This is a genomic window from Streptomyces thermolilacinus SPC6 (genome assembly GCF_000478605.2).
Classification (GTDB): domain Bacteria; phylum Actinomycetota; class Actinomycetes; order Streptomycetales; family Streptomycetaceae; genus Streptomyces; species Streptomyces thermolilacinus.
Genome location: NZ_ASHX02000001.1, coordinates 5,964,441 through 5,980,729, shown reverse-complemented (window position 1 = coordinate 5,980,729; position 16,289 = coordinate 5,964,441). Strand labels below are relative to the sequence as shown.

The window sequence follows — 16,289 nt, the reverse complement described above, 5'->3', positions numbered from 1 at the left end:
AGCGTCTGACAACGATCCCCGTCACGCCGGCGGTCCCCCGTCCGACCGCCCCGCCCCGTCCGCCGGGCTCCACCGCCCGGCCCCCACTCACCCCACCGGGACGCCCGCCTCCAGGTTCAGTACCGTGCCGCGTTCGCGGGCGCGCAGGGCCCAGCGGAGGCGCTCGTACCGGACCGGGGGCAGCATGTGCGCCGCCTCCGCCTCCGTCGCGAAGCGCCACCCGCGCAGCTCGGAGCCCGGCAGCAGCACCCTGTCGGCCTGCGCGCCCGTGAGCCGCCCGCCGTCGAAGAGGAGCCGCAGTCCGCCGTACGCGGGCGGCTTCGGCGGCTCCCAGTCCACCACCAGCAGCTTCGGAACGGCCGCCAGTTCCAGCCCCGTCTCCTCGGCGACCTCGCGCACCGCCGCACGCGCGGGCGCCTCGCCCCGCTCGACCACCCCGCCGGGGAACTCCCACCCCGGCTTGTACGTCGGATCGACCAGCAGCACCCGGTCCTGGTCGTCGAAGAGCAGCACCCCGGCCGCGAGGGTCTCGCCCGTCGGCTCGGGGGTCTGGACGATCCCGCAGGAGCCGGCCTCGCCGGTGCGCACCGCGTCCGCGATCACCTTCGCCGTCGCCTCCGGCGTGAGGGAGCCGTTGTCGACGGCGTACGCGTCGGCGGCGAGCCAGCCGTCGAGCGCGGCCCGGTAGGGCGCGATGTGGCCGAGTGCCCACTCCCTGACCCGCGCGCTCGCCGCCGGGTCGCCGGGGTACTCCTCGCGTCCCGCGATCCGAGCGCGCAGAATCGTTTCCTCAGGGGTGAGGACGACATGCCGTACGGCGATCCTGCGGGAGGCGAGGCCGCCGAAGATCTCGTCGCGGTACTCCTGGCGCAGCACCGTCATCGGCACGACCAGCACCCCGCCCACCTCGGCGAGGAGCGCCGCCGCCGCGTCCACGACGAGGCGCCGCCAGATGCGCAGGTCCTGGTAGTCGCCGGTGCCGGAGAGCCGGTCGGGCGGCAGCAGCATCGGCAGCGCGCCGCCGATCAGCTCCGGGTCGTACAGCGTGCTGTTCGGGATCAGGTCGATCAGTTCGCGCGCGGTACTGCTCTTGCCCGCCCCGAACGCACCGTTGATCCAGACGATCACGGTTCCCCCTCTTCCGTTGGCCCCCAGTGGCTTGCCCGCAACACCCTGCCACGGAAACCCGCGTTCCGGACGGGTGGCCGTAACGCTCCGGGACACTCGGGGTTTCCCACCGGAGGCGGACACGGGCACAGGCCATTAACCCGGGCCGGGTTGGCCGAATCCGGCGGTAGGGTGCGCGGCCCGGCGGGAGGGGTCAGCGGGCGGCGAGGACGACCCAGACCTGGCCCGGCGCGAAGGCGAGGGGCGTGCCGGACGGGGTGGTGAAGGAGGTGCCGCCGGTGGCCGAGGGGCGGCTCCAGCGGGCGTCGTGGGCCTTGCCGTCGCGCAGCACCAGCGCGGTGCCGGAGCCGACGGTCTCGGTGTACGGGGTGACGTTCCCGCCCCGGTCCGCGTACGCGGAGGGGCGCACCGTGACGTACTGGACGACGACCGTCTTCGCGCCGACGCGCCCGCCGTCGGTGGTGCGGGCGGGCGCGCCGTCCAGCGAGACCAGCCAGCGCCCGCCGTCCGAGGACCAGGTGAAGGTGTAGCGGGCGGCGGGGAACCGGACGGTGTGCTCGTCCACCTCGCGCCCGCCGGGCGGGGCCGCGCCGAAGCGGAAGCCGATGTCGCGGGCCGCCGTGGCGTCGGGCGCGGCGGCCAGGGCCCGTTCGGGGCGCAGGTAGAGGTTGTGCGGGGCGGGGCGGCCGGGGTCGCGGACGTACGCGGCGGGGGCACGCTCGGGCGGCAGCGCGTACAGCGGCGCGTCCTGGAGGAAGCCCTTCAGGGCGCTGCGCACCCCGGAGTACGCCAGGGCCGGGCGCCCGAACTGGCGGAGCAGCTCCACGTCGGACTCGCGCGCGCTGCGGACCGGGCCGACGCGGGGCGGCTGCTGGGAGGCGTACACGGCGAGGAACCGGGTGAGGCCCGCCTCGACCTGCTCGACATACACGAGGTCGGCGGCGCCGAGACCGGTGTGCGGCCGGGCCGCGCGCACGTTGTCGATCTTCACGGCGAGTACGGGGCCGGTGCGGCCCGGCAGTCCGGTGAACGGCGAGACCCGGGGGCCGGTCGGCCGGTCGGAGGGGGTCGCGGAGGGCGGCGTGCTCGTCGTCGGGGTGGTGAGTGGGGGCCCGTCGGTGCCGCAGCGGCCCAGCAGGAGGGCGAGGGCGACCGCGACGGCCGCCACCACGGCGATGGCGATGCCGACCGGTCTTCGCGATACCGACGCAGCCACGGTCAAGCTCCCTGCCTGCCTCAAGTGCACCACGAACGCGGAGAGGGCGACACCTGTGCGACCACGAGCCCGGTGATAGCGGCACCTGTGCGCCGGAGCGGCCGGTATCGTCGCCGCCATGGCCCTCTCCCCCGAGAACGCGACGCCCTCGCTGTGGCCGCCGGACGGCCCGGGCGTCGTGCGTCTGCCGTCCGGGCGGATGGTGCGGGGCCGGGGTCTGCGCCACCCGCTGCCCAACGGCCCGGCCCCGATGTACGCGGTGTATCTGCTGGGCGACCGGCCGCCGCAGGTGCCGTGGGAGTCCCGCCTGCTGCGCTGGCCGGACTTCCGGCTCCCGGCGGACCGGGCGGAGGCCCGCGCCGTCCTGACGGAGGCGTGGGAGCGGGCGGCCGTGGAGCGCGTCGAGCTGGCCTGCGGCGGCGGCCGGGGCCGCACGGGCACGGCCCTGGCCTGCTTGGCCGTCCTCGACGGTGTCCCCAGGGACGAGGCCGTGGCGTGGGTACGCCACCACTACCACCCGCGCGCGGTGGAGACACCGTGGCAGAAGCGGTACGCACGCCGCTTCGGCGCCCAGGGCCGGTTGCGAAAGCCTCGGCTCCTGTCGCAGTCCGGCGATGCACGCGGGGAACGCGCACCGGGGGTGCCACCGCGCCCTGTGCCAACCGCGCAACCTTCTGGCCCCGTGCCGGAGCCCGAGGGGCGAGTACGGTCGTCGAAAGAAGGACGCCGACGGACGAGATCCTGGTGAAGGCAGTGAAGTGGGCTGCTCGCGGTGTGGCACTCGCCCTGACTACATCGATCTGCGCGCCGGCTCCGAGCAGTTCCGACGCGACGTTCGAAAGAACCGCCGCTGGCGTCCAGCGCAGAAGACCTGGTGAGAGCCACTCGTTGAGGACTACGACCAGCACTGCCGCTTCGTAGCGGACGGCGCGTTCGTCGTCCCTGGTAGCCGTCGCGGCGGACCAGCGCAGCCACCGGCTGCGTCGGGGCAGCCGGGACGGCAGGCCACCGGCCTTCGACCGCGAGACCTACAAACAGCGCAACACCGTCGAGCGGTGCATCAACCGCCTCAAGCAGCGGTGCGGCATCGCCTCGCGCCACGAGAAGACCGCGACCACCTACCTGGCTGGACTCGACTTCGCGGGCATCCTTCTCCGGTCCGCCCGGTGACCCGAACGACCTCATCGCCGGCCAAGAGCAGTGTCCTTGCCGGTGAGAATCTCAGCGTTCTCTCACCCAACGCTCATGGTGTTGCCAGGCCACCCGCCTAGCGTGCGGCCCATGTTCTTCACCTATCTGCGCCGCGAGCTGCGCCGCCGGAGGAAGTCGGCGCTGGTCGTCGCCTCCGGGCTGGCTCTCGGTATCGCTCTTGTCATCGTGGTCAACGCTGTCTCGACCGGCATGGGGAGGGCCCAGGACCAGGTCCTGGAATCCCTCTACGGGCTCGGTACCGACATGACCGTCACCAAGGCTCCGGAGCCACCGTCGGAGACCGGTGGCGAGCGGCCACGGTTCCGCTTCGACGCGCGTGGCGACGGGGAGGACGGTGAGCGGCAGAGCAGCGACCGGGTCATGGTGCAGGGCTTCCAGACGCTGGACGCCGCCACCGTCTCCGCCGTGGCGAAGGCGGACGGTGTGGCGAACGCCGTGGGCGGGCTCAGCCTCAACGTGGTCAAGGTCGACGGCGAGTTCAGCCGCGGCCAGTTCCAGCAGCAGCCGGGCGGTGGACGGAACAGCGGCCCGACCGGTGACGTGACGGGCGGCGGCGCCGACTTCTCCATCGACAGCTTCACCGTGTACGGCACGGACGTCACGCATCCTGCGATGGGCCCGCTGTCCTCCTCGGAGATCACCGACGGACGCGGCTTCGAGACGTCCGAGACGTCGGCGAAGGTGGCCGTGGTGGACAGCGCGTACGCCAAGGAGAAGAAGCTCGGAACCGGTGACACGGTCACGGTGAGCGGCACGAAGTTCGAGATCATCGGCGTGGCCACGGCGACCAGCGGGGACGCCGCCGCCAATGTCTACCTGCCGCTCGCCCAGGCGCAGGCCCTGGCCGACGCCAAGGACAAGATCACCACCGTCTACGTGCAGGCCGACGACGCGCAGGGGCTCGGTGCGGTGGAAGCCGCGGTGCTCAAGGCGGTTCCGGACGCCACCGTGACCACCTCCGAGGACCTGGCGGACACCGTCTCCGGGTCCCTGTCCACCGCGTCCGGCCTCGCCGAGACGGTCGGCCGCTGGCTGTCCGTGGTGGTCCTGGCCGCGGCGTTCCTGGTCGCCGGTCTGCTCACCTCGTCCGCCGTCGCCCGACGCGTCCGGGAGTTCGGCACCCTCAAGGCACTGGGCTGGCGCTCGCGCCGGGTCACCGGGCAGGTCGTCGGCGAGGCCGTCGTGACGGGCCTGGTCGGTGGCGCGCTGGGCATCGGGCTGGGCCTGGCCGGCGCATGGGCGGTCACCGCGTTCGGGCCGTCGCTCACCGCGGAACTGGGCGCATCCGGCGGCGGCGCGCGCGGGCCGGGTGGCGGCATGGGCGGGGGCCCCGGCGGCGCCGTACGCGAGACCGCCGCACGGACGCTGGACGTGGTGCTCACCGCACCGGTCAGTCTCTCCATGATCACCCTGGCCGTCGGTCTCGCCGTCACGGGCGGCCTCGTCGCCGGGGCCTTCGGCGGGTGGCGTGCGTCCCGGCTCCGCCCCGCCGACGCTCTCTCCCGCGTCGCCTGACCGGTCCTCTTCCCTCTCCGCAGGAGCAACCACACCATGTACGAACTCACCGGCGTCACCCGGCGCTACATCCGCGGCAAGGGCGTCGTCGACGCGCTCGCCGGAGTGGACCTCACCATCGCCGCCGGCGACTACCTGGTCATCAAGGGCCCCACCGGCGGCGGCAAGTCGACCCTGTTGCAGATGCTCGGCGGCCTCGACCGGCCGACCTCCGGCAGCGTGCTGCTCGACGGTGTCGACCTGGCGAAGCTGTCCGAGGCCCGTCTGACCCGCCTGCGCAGCGAGAAGATCGGCTTCGTCTTCCAGAGCTTCAACCTCATTCCGACACTCACCGCCCAGGAGAACGTCGAAACCGCCCTCGTACCACTGGGCGTCAAGCCGAAGGAGCGGCGCGAGCGGGCCGCCGAGGCCCTCACCTCGGTCGGGCTGGGAGAGCGGCTGGGCCACGTGCCGAGCGAGCTGTCCGGCGGCCAGCAGCAGCGGGTGGCCATCGCCCGGGCACTCGTCAAGAAGCCGCGGGTACTGCTCGCGGACGAGCCGACGGGCAACCTCGACGAGTCCACCCGCGACGAGATCATGGACGTCCTGCGGGCCCGCTGCAAGGAGGACGGACTCACCTTCATCATGGTCACGCACGACTCCCACCTGGCCGAGCACGCGCCCCGGGCGGTCACGCTCCGCAAGGGCACCCTGTCGTCGTCCTGACATCCCGCGTAGCGCGACGACACACCTCTGACCGGCCCCGCCTCGCCCCGCACCGGATCCGGCGCGTCCCACACGTCCAGGCGTGCCGGACCCGGTGCGGGATGGCCTCCATGACGGGACGGCGAATGCCGGGGCCTTGTGGGACAACGGAACATAGTGCCGACTGGAAGACCGACCGTTTCGACCCGCCGCTCATCACACCGTCCGGGGCGTGGGCTGCAGCCTGCGGCCGCCGCGCGCGGGCAACGGGGCCACGGACCGTTGACCGTCGTCCGCGTGCCCCGCTCACCGCGCCGACGTCTCGTCCTCGGGGGGGACCGTGCTGGCCCCCTGGCACGGTCTGCTTGCTCACCACCCGCTCCCGGCTCAGCAGCTCGGCCGCGCGCCCGAAGCCCGCGCATCGACCGCCTCAAGCAGATGGTGCGAACGAAACCGCCTCGTCATGGGCGTTCCCCCGCGGGGTCGGCGGGGCGTACCGGACTCGGTAGCGCAGGTGCGTCACCTGCTTGCCCTCGACGAGGGAGACCGGGCCCTCCAGGTCGTACGGGGCGCTCTTGAGGTCGGTGAAGAACGGCGTCCCGCCGCCCAGCAGCACGGGCACCAGGTCGATGGCGACCTCCTCCAGCAGCCCGGCGTCGAGGCACTGCCGGGCGATGGTCCCGGCGTTGACGGCGACGTCCTTGCCGTCGGCCAGTTCGCGGGCCAGCGCGACCGCCCGCTCGATGCCCTCCGTGCCGCCGTCCGTGACGAAGTGGAACGGTGCCCCTTCCTTCGGCCAGCCGTCCGGCACCGAGTGCGTGACCACGACGACCGGCACGCCCAGCGGGTGCTCGCCGCCCCAGCCGTCGGTGAGGTCGAACAGCTTCCGCCCGACGACGATCGCCCCGGTCTCCGCGACGAGCCGCCGCCAGTGCGTGGCGCTCACCTCCGTGACGTGGAAGGTCAGCTCGGGGTGCGTGGTCCCGATGACGACGTCACCGTTCCCGTACCACGCGAACAGCTTGTCGAAGCCGGTCTCGTCGGGACCGGAGACGTATCCGTCGAGGGACATGCTGGCGGCGGTGAAGACCTTGGGCATGGTTCTCGCTCCTTCGTGTCCGTGTGGAGGATGACCGAAGGCGGAGGCGGAACTCATCGGTGTACGCCCCATTCTTCCTCCGAAGGCGCCGAGGGCCGACCGCGAGTGTCCGGGGCGGTGCGGCCTCTCCGGTACTCCTCGGGCCCACGAGCGTCCGGACCGGCAGGCCGCCCGCCGGTGCGCCGCGCCCGGCACCCACGGATCCGCGCACCTGCCCATGGCCGCAGCCCCGTCCGCCGCCCCGCCCCTCAGAGGCCGCGGGCCGCGGCTGCCGCGCCCAGGAGGCCCGCGTCCGTGCCCGTCTTCGCGGGGACCACCTCCAGCCGCTGGGTGAAGGACAGCGTCGCGTACTGGCGCAGCGCCTGCCGCAACGGCCCGAACAGGACATCCCCCGCGCCCGCCACTCCCCCGCCGACGACCGCGATCCGCACCTCCAGCAGCGTCGCCGTCGCCGCGATGCCCGCCGCCAGGGCGCGCCCCGCACGCTCGTACGCCGCACGCGCCGCCGGGTCCCCCGCGCGGGCCGCCACCGCCACACCGGCGGCCGTCGCGTCGCCGTCGGGCCCCGGGCGCCACCCGGCCGCGAGGGCGCGGCGCGCGATGTTCGGCCCGCTGGCGATGCGCTCCACGCAGCCGCGCCCGCCGCAGGGGCACGGGTCACCGTCCAGGTCCACGCTGATGTGCCCGATGTGGCCCGCGTTGCCGGTGGGGCCCGGGTGCGGCCGCCCGCCCAGGACGAGCCCGCCGCCCACCCCGGTCGACACGACCAGGCACAGCGCGTCGTCGTAGCCGCGGGCGGCGCCCCGCCAGTGTTCGGCGGCCGTCATGGCGACCCCGTCGCCGACGAGCGCGACCGGCAGCCCGCCGACGAGCGCCCGGACCCGTTCGGCCAGCGGGAAGCCGCGCCATGCGGGCACGTTGACGGGGCTGACCGTACCGGTCGCCGTGTCCACGGGGCCCGCGCTGCCGATACCGACCGCGTCCACCCGGCCCCACAGCGGGGAGGCGGTCAGCTCGGCGAGTACGGAGGCGACGGCGCCCATCACGGTCTCGGCGTCCTCCCGCGCGGGCGTGGCGCGAAGGGCCCGTACGAGGATGCGGCCCGCGCCGTCCACGAGGGCGCCCGCGATCTTCGTACCGCCGAAGTCGAGCGCGGCGACGAGTCCGGCCGACGCCGAAGCACCCGCTCCGCCCGACGCCGGATCGGCGACTCCCCCCGTCGCCGGGCCGACCGGTCCGCCCGACGCCGGGTCCGGCTCCTGCATGCGTCGGCTCCCCCCGGAAGGTCCGCGGGCCCGATGGGACCTGCGGGTTCTCATGCTGTCCTGTTCAGTCTTCCGCCATCTGACAACGTTGTCCAGGCCCTATGCTCGACGCCACACCCCCCGCACACCCGACGACGTGACAGGACAGGAACCGACACACCGTGGCCGACACCGCCCGCCGCCCCGACCACCGCTACGGCAACCGGCCCACCATGAAGGACGTCGCCGCCCGCGCGGGGGTCGGCCTCAAGACCGTCTCGCGGGTGGTGAACGGCGAGCCGGGCGTCACCCCCGACACCGTGCGCCGCGTCCAGGAGGCCATCGAGGCGCTCGGTTTCCGCCGCAACGACAGCGCGCGGGTGCTGCGCAAGGGGCGCACCGCCTCGGTCGGCCTCGTCCTGGAGGACCTCGCCGACCCGTTCTACGGGCCGCTGAGCCGCGCCGTGGAGGAGGTGGCCCGCGCGCACGGGGCCCTGTTGATCAACGGGTCGAGCGCGGAGGACCCGGAGCGGGAGCAGGAGCTGGCCCTGGCGCTGTGCGCGCGCCGGGTGGACGGGCTGATCGTGATTCCGGCGGGCGACGACCACCGGTATCTGGAGCCGGAGATCAGGGCGGGGGTCGCGACGGTGTTCGTGGACCGCCCGGCGGGCCGGATCGAGGCGGACACGGTCCTGTCCGACAGTTTCGGCGGCGCCCGCACCGGGGTCGCGCACCTGGTGGCGCACGGCCATCGCAGGATCGGGTTCATCGGCGACCGGCCGCGCATCCACACGGCCGTGGAGCGGCTGCGCGGCTACCGGGCGGCGATGGCCGAGGCGGGGCTGCCCGTGGACGAGGCGTGGGTGTCGCTGGGCTCCACCGAACCGGCGCGGGTACGGCAGGCGGTCGCCGCGATGCTGTCCGGCCCCGAGCCGGTGACGGCGCTGTTCGCGGGCAACAACCGGGTGACGGTGACCGTCGTACGGGAACTGGCGCCGCGCACCCGCCCGGTCGCCCTGGTCGGCTTCGACGACATCGAGCTGGCCGACCTGCTCGGCATCACGGTCATCGCGCAGGACGCCGCCGCGCTCGGCCGCACGGCGGCGCAGCGGCTGTTCCGCCGCCTGGACGGCCTCCACGACGCGCCCGAGCGCGTGGAACTGGCGACGACCCTGGTGCCGCGCGGCTCGGGCGAACTCCCGCCCGCGTAGGCCGAACCGGGTCGGGTTCGGCCGCTCCGCGCGGCCAGGGCGTACCGGGCCGCGTACGGCATCCTTCCCGCGCGTACGGCGCATCGGCGCGCGTGCGGCGTCCAGCGCGCGCAGGGCCGTACCCGGCCGCCGGAGCCCGCCCGCACGCCGTACCCGCGCTGGGCGTACCCGCGCGCGGCGCGTCCGGTCACCTCCGGCTTCTCCGGCGCGTACCAGGCCCACGCCCGCGTTACGAGGCACCCGGCCGTCCGGGCGTCGTACCCGGCCGCCGGGGCGCGCCCGCCGCACGGGCTTCCCCCGCCCGGCGAGGCACCCGCGCGCGTACGCCGCCCGGCGGGCCGCTCAGCAGAAGGGCAGGCCCGGGACCGGGGCGTCGTTGGCGCCGCCCTTGATGTAGACGTCGCTGAACCACACTCCGGTGTTGCCGCTGTCGTCGTCGGTCTTCGCCCACCAGACGTTGGTCCACTCCCCGTGCGTCTCGCGGCGGCCGAGGTCGGACTGGCAGTAGAAGTAGTTGGTTCCGGCGTTGAGGATTCCGGCCTGACTGCCGTCGGACCGGTAGGAGTTGGCGGTGCGCCAGACGGTGCAGTTGTACTTGCCGCCGCCGATCGGGTGACAGACCGGTTCCTCCGCCGCTCCGCCGCCGGTGGACGACGAGCCGCCCTCCGTCGGAGCCGCGCCCGTCGGCCCGCCGGAGGGCGAGCGGGTGCCGGTCTCAGGGCCGCCGCCCGTACCGCCGCCGGAGGCCGTACCGGGGGTGGTCGCCGACTTCGACGGTGCGGCGGAGCCGCTTCCGCTCGCGGAGGGGCGGGGCTCGGCCCTCGGCCAGCCGTCGGCGGAGGCGGAGGGGCCCGCGCCGGGGGCGAGGGACATGCCGTCGTCGCCGACGGGCCCGGCCGCGCCACCCGCCTCGCCTCCCGTGAGTGCCTGACCGCCGCCCGTCGGCTCCTCGCCGTCCATGAGGGCGTACGTCACGCCGCCACCGGCCAGGACGACGGCGGCCACGGCGGCCGCGACCAGCGCCGCGGGCCGCCTCTTGCGCGCCTCGGCCCGCGCCTGCGCGCGGGTGGTACGGCCCCCGGGCCCCGCCGCGCCGCGGCCCTCGGGCTGCCCGAAGCCGCCGGAAGTGTGACCGGCCGTCACGGTGTGCCCGCCCACCTGGCCGGGCCCCTGACCGTGGCCGTGGCCGGGGCCCGGCGCCTGGACGTACTGCCCGGGCGCGGCGGACGGCTCGGCGGGCCGATCCGGGTCAGCGGGGCCGTACCCGTACCCGTGGCCGCCGGGGGCCGGGTACGCCCCGCCCGGCGCGGTACCGCCGTACCCCTGGCCGCCCCGCGGCGCCCCGAAGCCGTGTCCGTCGCCGCGCACCGCGCCGGAGCCGTGCCCGTCGCCGGGCGGCGGGCCGAAGCCGGGCGCCTCCGGGGTCGGCGGGCCGAAGCCCCGCGGGGGCAGCGTGGTGCGCTCGGTCGGCACGTACGCGGCGGGCGCGCCCGGCCCCGTACCGTCCGCGACCTGCCGCAGGAACGCGGCCGCCGTGGAGGCGTCCGGCCGGTGGCCCGGGTCCTTGGCCATCAGCCGCGGGAGCACCGGGGCGAGCGGCCCGGCGTTGCGCGGCTCGGGCAGGGGCTCGGCGACGATGGCGGTGAGCGTGGACCACGTGGACGTGCGGCGGAACGGCGACATGCCCTCGACCGCCGCGTACAGGGTCGCGCCGAGCGCCCACACGTCGGAGCCGGGGCCGGGTTCCTGGCCCTGGGCGCGCTCGGGCGCCAGGTAGTCGAGGGAGCCGACGAGTTCACCGCTGCGGGTGAGGTGCGTGGTGGAGCCGTCGCCGGGGTCCTCCATGGCGGCGATGCCGAAGTCGGTGAGGACGACCCGGCCGGTGGCGTCCAGCAGGATGTTGCCGGGCTTCACGTCGCGGTGCAGGACGCCCACCGCGTGGGCGGCGGCCAGCGCGTCGAGGACCTCGGCGCCGATCCGGGCGGCCTCGCGCGGGTCCATGACGCCGCGTGCGGTGAGCACGTCGGCGAGGGACGGTCCGTCGACCAGTTCCATGACGATGACCGGGCGGCCCCCGTGGTCGGCGATGTCGTGGACGGCGATGACCCCGGGGTGGCGGACCCGCGCGGCGGCCCGGGCCTCCCGCTGCATCCGCACGCGCAGCTCGGCCAGTTCGGGCCCGGACGAGTCCGTGTACGTGCGCAGTTCCTTGACGGCCACCTCGCGGCCGAGCACCTCGTCGTGGGCGCGCCAGACGACGCCCATCCCGCCCCGCCCGAGCTGCCGCACCGGCCTGTACCGGCCGGCGATCAGTTCGTGTTCCCCCGTGGACACCGCTGCCCCGCTTCTGTACGCCGTCGTGATCGCGTACGGATTACGGGGCGGCGGCGGGCCGTTCGGCCCGGACGGCTACCGGCACGTCACTGGTTCGTACCGGTGAGGTCGCCGCGCCGGGGGGCGGCGAACCGGTCGAGGTCGGCGCGGGTGAGGCCGGTGAGGCGGGCGACCTCGGCGGTGTCGAGGGCGCCGCAGTCGATGCCGCGCAGCAGGTACGAGCTGAGCGCCTTGGCGGTGGCGGGCTCGTCCATCACGTCGCCGCCGACCTGCCCGGCGTACGCGGCGAGGCGGGCGGCGGCGGGCTCCAGGCCCTCCCGGTAGAACGCGAACACGGCGGCGTACCGGGTGGGCAGGTGCGCGGGGTGCATGTCCCAGCCCTGGTAATAGGCGCGGGCCAGGGCGCGGCGGGTGAGGCCGTAGTGGAGGCGCCAGGCGTCGTGGACCTTGGCGGTCGGGCCGACGGGCAGCACGTTGGTGGAGCCGTCGGAGACGCGGACGCCCGTCCCGGCCGCGGCGACCTGCATGACGGCCTTGGCGTGGTCGGCCGCCGGGTGGTCGCTGGCCTGGTGCGCGGCGGAGACGCCGAGGCAGGCGCTGTAGTCGAAGGTGCCGTAGTGGAGGCCGGTGGCGCGGCCCTCGGCGGCGTCGATCATGCGGGCGACGGTGGCGGTGCCGTCGGGGCCGAGGATGGCCTGGCTGGTCTCGATCTGGATCTCGAAGCCGATCCGGCCGGGCGCGAGGCCGCACGCCTCCTCGAACTCGTCGAGCAGCCGCGCCATCGCGGTGACCTGCTGCGGATAGGTGACCTTGGGGAGGGTGAGGACGAGCCCGTCGGGCAGGCCGCCCGCCTCCATGAGGCCGGTGAGGAAGATGTCGAGGGTGCGGATGCCCCGGTCCCGTACGGCGGCCTCCATGCACTTCATGCGGATGCCCGTGTAGGGGGCGGCGGTGCCGTCGCGGTACGCCTCGGCGACCAGCCGGGCGGCGCGGGCGGCGTCGCGGTCCTCGTCGGCGTCGGTGCGGCCGCCGTAGCCGTCCTCGAAGTCGACGCGCAGGTCCTCGACGGGCTCCCGCTCCAGCTTGGCCCGTACGCGCGCGTGGACGGGCTCGGCCAGCTCGTCGGGGAGGCCCAGGACGGCGGCGAGGGCGGCGGCGTCCGGGGCGTGCTCGTCGAGGGCGGCGAGGGCGCGGTCGCCCCAGGAGCGGATCGTGTCGGCGGCGAAGGCGTCGCCGGGGACGTAGACGGTGTGGACGGGCTGGCGGGTGCCGGGGTCGCCGGGGTAGCGGCGGGCGAGCTCGGCGTCCACCGTGGCGAGGGAGGCGCTGATGCCCTCGCTGACCGCACCGGCGAGGCTTGTCGCGACCTGCTCCTGCTGACCCATTTCCCGCACCCTCCACACGCTCAGTGTTTCCGCTTGACGGAATCGACAATCCGCATGGTGAAGCTATCGGGGGTGATGGGTGCCCGTCAATGGTGGCCGAGGCGGCGCAGGTAGCCGTGGAGGGCGGCAGAGGCGGCGAGGCGGCGGAGGCTGCGCCGGTGGAGGTCGCCCGCGCGGGTGTCCAGTGCGGCGAGGACGCGGTCGGGGCTGCCGTTGGCGCGCAGCTCGCGCAGGACGGCCTCGATGGAGGCGAGCGGGTGGTGCCCCTCGCGCAGAAGGGCGACGACCCGCGCGATGTGCAGCTCGGCGCGGTCGTAGACCCGGTACCCGGTGGCCGGTTCACGGCCCGGCCGCAGCAGGCCGCGCGCCTCCCACAGCCGCAGGACGGGCGGCTTCACGCCGACGGCGCGGGCGGCCTCGCCGATGCGCAGCCCCTGCCGGGGTGCGGCGGGCGGCGGCACCCGCCCGGCGAGGACGGCGCCCATGGCCTCCCGTACGGCGGCGAGTTCGGCGCGCTCCCGGTCCAGCCGCGCGTGCCCGGCGTCCAGGGCGGCGAGCGCGTTCTCCAGATCGCCGGTGTGGACGGCCGCCATGACGGCGCGGGCGGTGCCCCAGCCGTGCCCGGCGGCCAGTTCACGGGCGACGGCGAGCGCGTCGGCGTGGACGGGGGTGAAGACCCGGTACCCGGCGGGGGTGCGCTCGACGGGCGGGAGCAGCCCCGTCTCGACGTACGTCCGCAGCTGCTGTACGGAGATCCCGGCGGACCGTGCGAGGTCCGCCGCCTTCAGCCGGTCGCCCACGCGCCGCCCCCTTTCTCCTCTTGCCCAGTTGAGACTTTCCCGGCATTTCGCACCGACGGCCAGCGAGGAGGCGGCGCAAGTGCCTGGTAGCAGTTCAGTGAAACACTTGATGGCAGGTCCGGCGCCGGGGCCGAGCAGACCCGTTTTTCCGAACCCGAGGGGAGAAGCAGTGAAGTTCGTGCTCGAGGTCGCCGTGGACGACGCGCAGCCGAAGGAGACGACGGTGCGGGAGCTGGGCCGCATCCTGCGCTACTGGGGCGGCAACCTCCACCACTACGACCTGCGGCCCGGCGACGCGTCGGCCGTGTACGACTCGGAGTACCGCGAGGTCGGCACATGGCGGCTCACCGCCGACGAGGAGGTCTGAGACGGGGCTGAGGCCCGCGCCCCCGCGGGGGCGCGGGCCAGTGCAAGCGGGTCCGTCCGGCCGAGGCCTGTCCGGCCCCGCCGGACGCGAGGTCGTACGAGTGGGCGGCATCCGTCGGAGGGAGGCGAGGCCAAGGGGCAGGGGGTACGACGACGGCCGGGGGCCGCGCCGTGGATCGATCCACCGCGCGGCCCCCGGCCGTGTGCGTGTCGGGGATCAGCCCTTACGGGTCTTGATCTCCTCGGTCAGCTGCGGGACGACCTCGAAGAGGTCGCCGACGACGCCGTAGTCGACCAGGTCGAAGATCGGGGCCTCGGGGTCCTTGTTGATGGCCACGATGGTCTTCGAGGTCTGCATGCCGGCGCGGTGCTGGATCGCGCCGGAGATGCCGGTCGCGATGTACAGCTGCGGGGAGACCGACTTGCCGGTCTGGCCGACCTGGCTGGTGTGCGGGTACCAGCCGGCGTCGACGGCGGCGCGGGAGGCGCCGACGGCGGCACCGAGCGAGTCGGCCAGGCCCTCGATGAGCGCGAAGTTCTCGGCGCCGTTGACGCCGCGGCCGCCGGAGACCACGATCGCGGCCTCGGTCAGCTCGGGGCGGCCGGTCGACTCGCGCGGGGTGCGGGAGACGACCTTGGTGCCGGCGGCCTTCTCGGAGAAGGAGACGGCGAGGGCCTCGACGGCGCCCGCGGCGGGGGCGGCCTCGACGGGGGCCGAGTTCGGCTTGACCGTGATGACCGGGGTGCCCTTGGAGACGCGGGACTTGGTGGTGAACGCGGCGGCGAACACGGACTGCGTCGCGACCGGGCCCTCGTCACCGGCCTCCAGGTCGATGGCGTCCGTGATGATGCCGGAGCCGATGCGGACCGCGAGGCGGGCGGCGATCTCCTTGCCCTCGGCGGAGGACGGGACCAGCACGGCGGCTGGGGAGACGGCCTCGTACGCGGCCTGGAGCGCGTCGACCTTGGGGACGACGAGGTAGTCGGCGAACTCGGCGGCGTCGGCCGTGAGGACGCGGGTCGCGCCGTGCTCGGCGAGGGTGGCGGCGGTGGCCTCGGCGCCGGAGCCGAGGGCGACCGCTACGGGCTCGCCGACGCGGCGGGCCAGCGTCAGCAGCTCCAGGGTGGGCTTGCGGACGGCGCCGTCCACGTGGTCGACGTAGACGAGAACTTCAGCCATGGGAATGCTCTCCTGCGAATGCGAAGTCTTAAGCGGGCTGTCGGTGGCTCTGCGCGAGCCCTAGATGAACTTCTGGCTCGCGAGGAACTCGGCCAGCTGCTTGCCGCCCTCGCCCTCGTCCTTGACGATCGTGCCGGCCGTGCGAACCGGGCGCTCCGCCGCGGAGTCCACCTTGGTCCAGGAGCCCTCGAGGCCGACCTCGTCGGCGTCGATGTCCAGGTCGTCCAGGTCCAGGGACTCCACCGGCTTCTTCTTGGCCGCCATGATGCCCTTGAAGGACGGGTAGCGGGCCTCGCCGGACTGGTCGGTCACGGACACGACGGCCGGGAGGGACGCCTCCAGCTGCTCGGTCGCGGCGTCGCCGTCGCGGCGGCCCTTGACGACGCCGTCCTCGACGGAGACCTCGGAGAGCAGGGTGACCTGCGGGACGCCGAGGCGCTCGGCGAGGATCGCCGGCAGGACGCCCATGGTGCCGTCGGTGGACGCCATGCCGCAGATGACCAGGTCGTAGCCGGTCTTCTCGATGGCCTTGGCGAGGACCAGGGAGGTGGCCATGACGTCGCTGCCGTGCAGGTCGTCGTCCTCGACGTGGACGGCCTTGTCGGCGCCCATCGACAGCGCCTTGCGCAGGGCGTCCTTGGCGTCCTCGGGACCGACGGTGAGCACGGTGATCTCAGCGTCGTCCGCGTCCTCGGCGATCTGAAGCGCCTGCTCGACCGCGTACTCGTCCAGCTCCGACAGCAGGCCGTCGACATCGTCGCGGTCGACGGTCAGGTCATCGGCGAAGTGCCGGTCGCCGGTGGCGTCGGGCACGTACTTCACACAGACAACGATCCTCAAGCTCACGCCGGCTCTCCTACTGCATCGTCATTACTGGGCTGCCTTGTTGCACGCAGCATAGGCGCCTGATGGGGC

13 protein-coding genes and 1 pseudogene are annotated in these 16,289 nt (G+C 74.6%); 5 read left to right on the top strand and 9 right to left on the bottom strand.

Annotated features, from left to right (window positions below; translation table 11 throughout):
• Positions 1-87: 87 nt before the first annotated feature.
• Complete coding sequence (locus tag J116_RS31105; RefSeq protein ID WP_023590004.1) at positions 88-1,128, bottom strand: NUDIX hydrolase; 1,041 nt, start codon at positions 1,126-1,128, stop codon at positions 88-90.
• A 193-nt stretch (positions 1,129-1,321) separates the two neighbouring features.
• Positions 1,322-2,344, bottom strand: coding sequence for a DUF3048 domain-containing protein (locus J116_RS25965; RefSeq protein ID WP_023590003.1), 1,023 nt, complete (start codon positions 2,342-2,344; stop codon positions 1,322-1,324).
• 118 nt (positions 2,345-2,462) lie between these two features.
• Between J116_RS25965 and J116_RS25960 the strand changes: the two are divergent.
• The 3 genes and pseudogenes from J116_RS25960 to J116_RS25950 form a co-directional block, all read left to right on the top strand.
• A pseudogene (locus tag J116_RS25960) lies at positions 2,463-2,915 on the top strand (phosphatase domain-containing protein); the annotation flags it as partial.
• Positions 2,916-3,625: 710 nt separating this feature from the next.
• Positions 3,626-5,071: an ABC transporter permease gene (locus J116_RS25955; protein WP_028964535.1), complete on the top strand. Its 1,446-nt coding sequence runs from the start codon at positions 3,626-3,628 to the stop codon at positions 5,069-5,071.
• Positions 5,072-5,107: 36 nt separating this feature from the next.
• A complete protein-coding gene (locus tag J116_RS25950) occupies positions 5,108-5,776 on the top strand; it encodes an ABC transporter ATP-binding protein (protein WP_028964534.1) in 669 nt (222 codons plus the stop codon).
• Positions 5,777-6,185: 409 nt separating this feature from the next.
• Here the strand turns inward: J116_RS25950 and J116_RS25945 are convergent, their stop codons facing one another.
• Both J116_RS25945 and J116_RS25940 read right to left on the bottom strand, forming a co-directional pair.
• Positions 6,186-6,854, bottom strand: a complete 669-nt coding sequence (locus J116_RS25945) for a dihydrofolate reductase family protein (protein ID WP_023590001.1) — start codon at positions 6,852-6,854, stop codon at positions 6,186-6,188.
• Positions 6,855-7,102: 248 nt separating this feature from the next.
• On the bottom strand, positions 7,103-8,119 hold the full coding sequence (locus J116_RS25940; RefSeq protein ID WP_023590000.1) for an ROK family protein: 1,017 nt from the start codon (positions 8,117-8,119) through the stop codon (positions 7,103-7,105).
• Positions 8,120-8,280: 161 nt separating this feature from the next.
• Between J116_RS25940 and J116_RS25935 the strand changes: the two genes are divergently transcribed.
• Positions 8,281-9,309: a LacI family DNA-binding transcriptional regulator gene (locus tag J116_RS25935; protein WP_023589999.1), complete on the top strand. Its 1,029-nt coding sequence runs from the start codon at positions 8,281-8,283 to the stop codon at positions 9,307-9,309.
• 342 nt (positions 9,310-9,651) lie between these two features.
• Here J116_RS25935 and J116_RS25930 read toward each other — a convergent pair whose 3' ends face one another.
• The 3 genes from J116_RS25930 to J116_RS25920 form a co-directional block, all read right to left on the bottom strand.
• Complete coding sequence (locus J116_RS25930) at positions 9,652-11,643, bottom strand: serine/threonine-protein kinase (RefSeq protein ID WP_023589998.1); 1,992 nt, start codon at positions 11,641-11,643, stop codon at positions 9,652-9,654.
• Positions 11,644-11,729: 86 nt separating this feature from the next.
• A complete protein-coding gene (locus J116_RS25925; RefSeq protein ID WP_023589997.1) occupies positions 11,730-13,028 on the bottom strand; it encodes a DUF6986 family protein in 1,299 nt (432 codons plus the stop codon).
• Between the two features lie 86 nt (positions 13,029-13,114).
• A complete protein-coding gene (locus J116_RS25920; protein ID WP_023589996.1) occupies positions 13,115-13,828 on the bottom strand; it encodes a MerR family transcriptional regulator in 714 nt (237 codons plus the stop codon).
• Positions 13,829-13,997: 169 nt separating this feature from the next.
• Between J116_RS25920 and J116_RS25915 the strand changes: the two genes are divergently transcribed.
• Positions 13,998-14,195: a hypothetical protein gene (locus tag J116_RS25915; RefSeq protein ID WP_028964533.1), complete on the top strand. Its 198-nt coding sequence runs from the start codon at positions 13,998-14,000 to the stop codon at positions 14,193-14,195.
• A 216-nt stretch (positions 14,196-14,411) separates the two neighbouring features.
• Here J116_RS25915 and J116_RS25910 read toward each other — a convergent pair whose 3' ends face one another.
• Together J116_RS25910 and J116_RS25905 are read right to left on the bottom strand one after the other, a co-directional pair.
• Complete coding sequence (locus tag J116_RS25910; protein ID WP_023589994.1) at positions 14,412-15,374, bottom strand: electron transfer flavoprotein subunit alpha/FixB family protein; 963 nt, start codon at positions 15,372-15,374, stop codon at positions 14,412-14,414.
• A gap of 60 nt (positions 15,375-15,434) precedes the next feature.
• Complete coding sequence (locus J116_RS25905) at positions 15,435-16,220, bottom strand: electron transfer flavoprotein subunit beta/FixA family protein (protein ID WP_023589993.1); 786 nt, start codon at positions 16,218-16,220, stop codon at positions 15,435-15,437.
• Positions 16,221-16,289: the final 69 nt, after the last annotated feature.

Excerpts from the sequence above, each read along its gene's own strand:
- J116_RS25955 (WP_028964535.1), top strand. The coding sequence starts at position 3,626 with ATGTTCTTCACCTATCTGCGCCGCGAGCTGCGCCGCCGGAGGAAGTCG.
- J116_RS25950 (WP_028964534.1), top strand. The coding sequence starts at position 5,108 with ATGTACGAACTCACCGGCGTCACCCGGCGCTACATCCGCGGCAAGGGC.
- J116_RS25945 (WP_023590001.1), bottom strand. The coding sequence starts at position 6,854 with ATGCCCAAGGTCTTCACCGCCGCCAGCATGTCCCTCGACGGATACGTC.
- J116_RS25940 (WP_023590000.1), bottom strand. The coding sequence starts at position 8,119 with ATGCAGGAGCCGGACCCGGCGTCGGGCGGACCGGTCGGCCCGGCGACG.
- J116_RS25925 (WP_023589997.1), bottom strand. The coding sequence starts at position 13,028 with ATGGGTCAGCAGGAGCAGGTCGCGACAAGCCTCGCCGGTGCGGTCAGC.
- J116_RS25910 (WP_023589994.1), bottom strand. The coding sequence starts at position 15,374 with ATGGCTGAAGTTCTCGTCTACGTCGACCACGTGGACGGCGCCGTCCGC.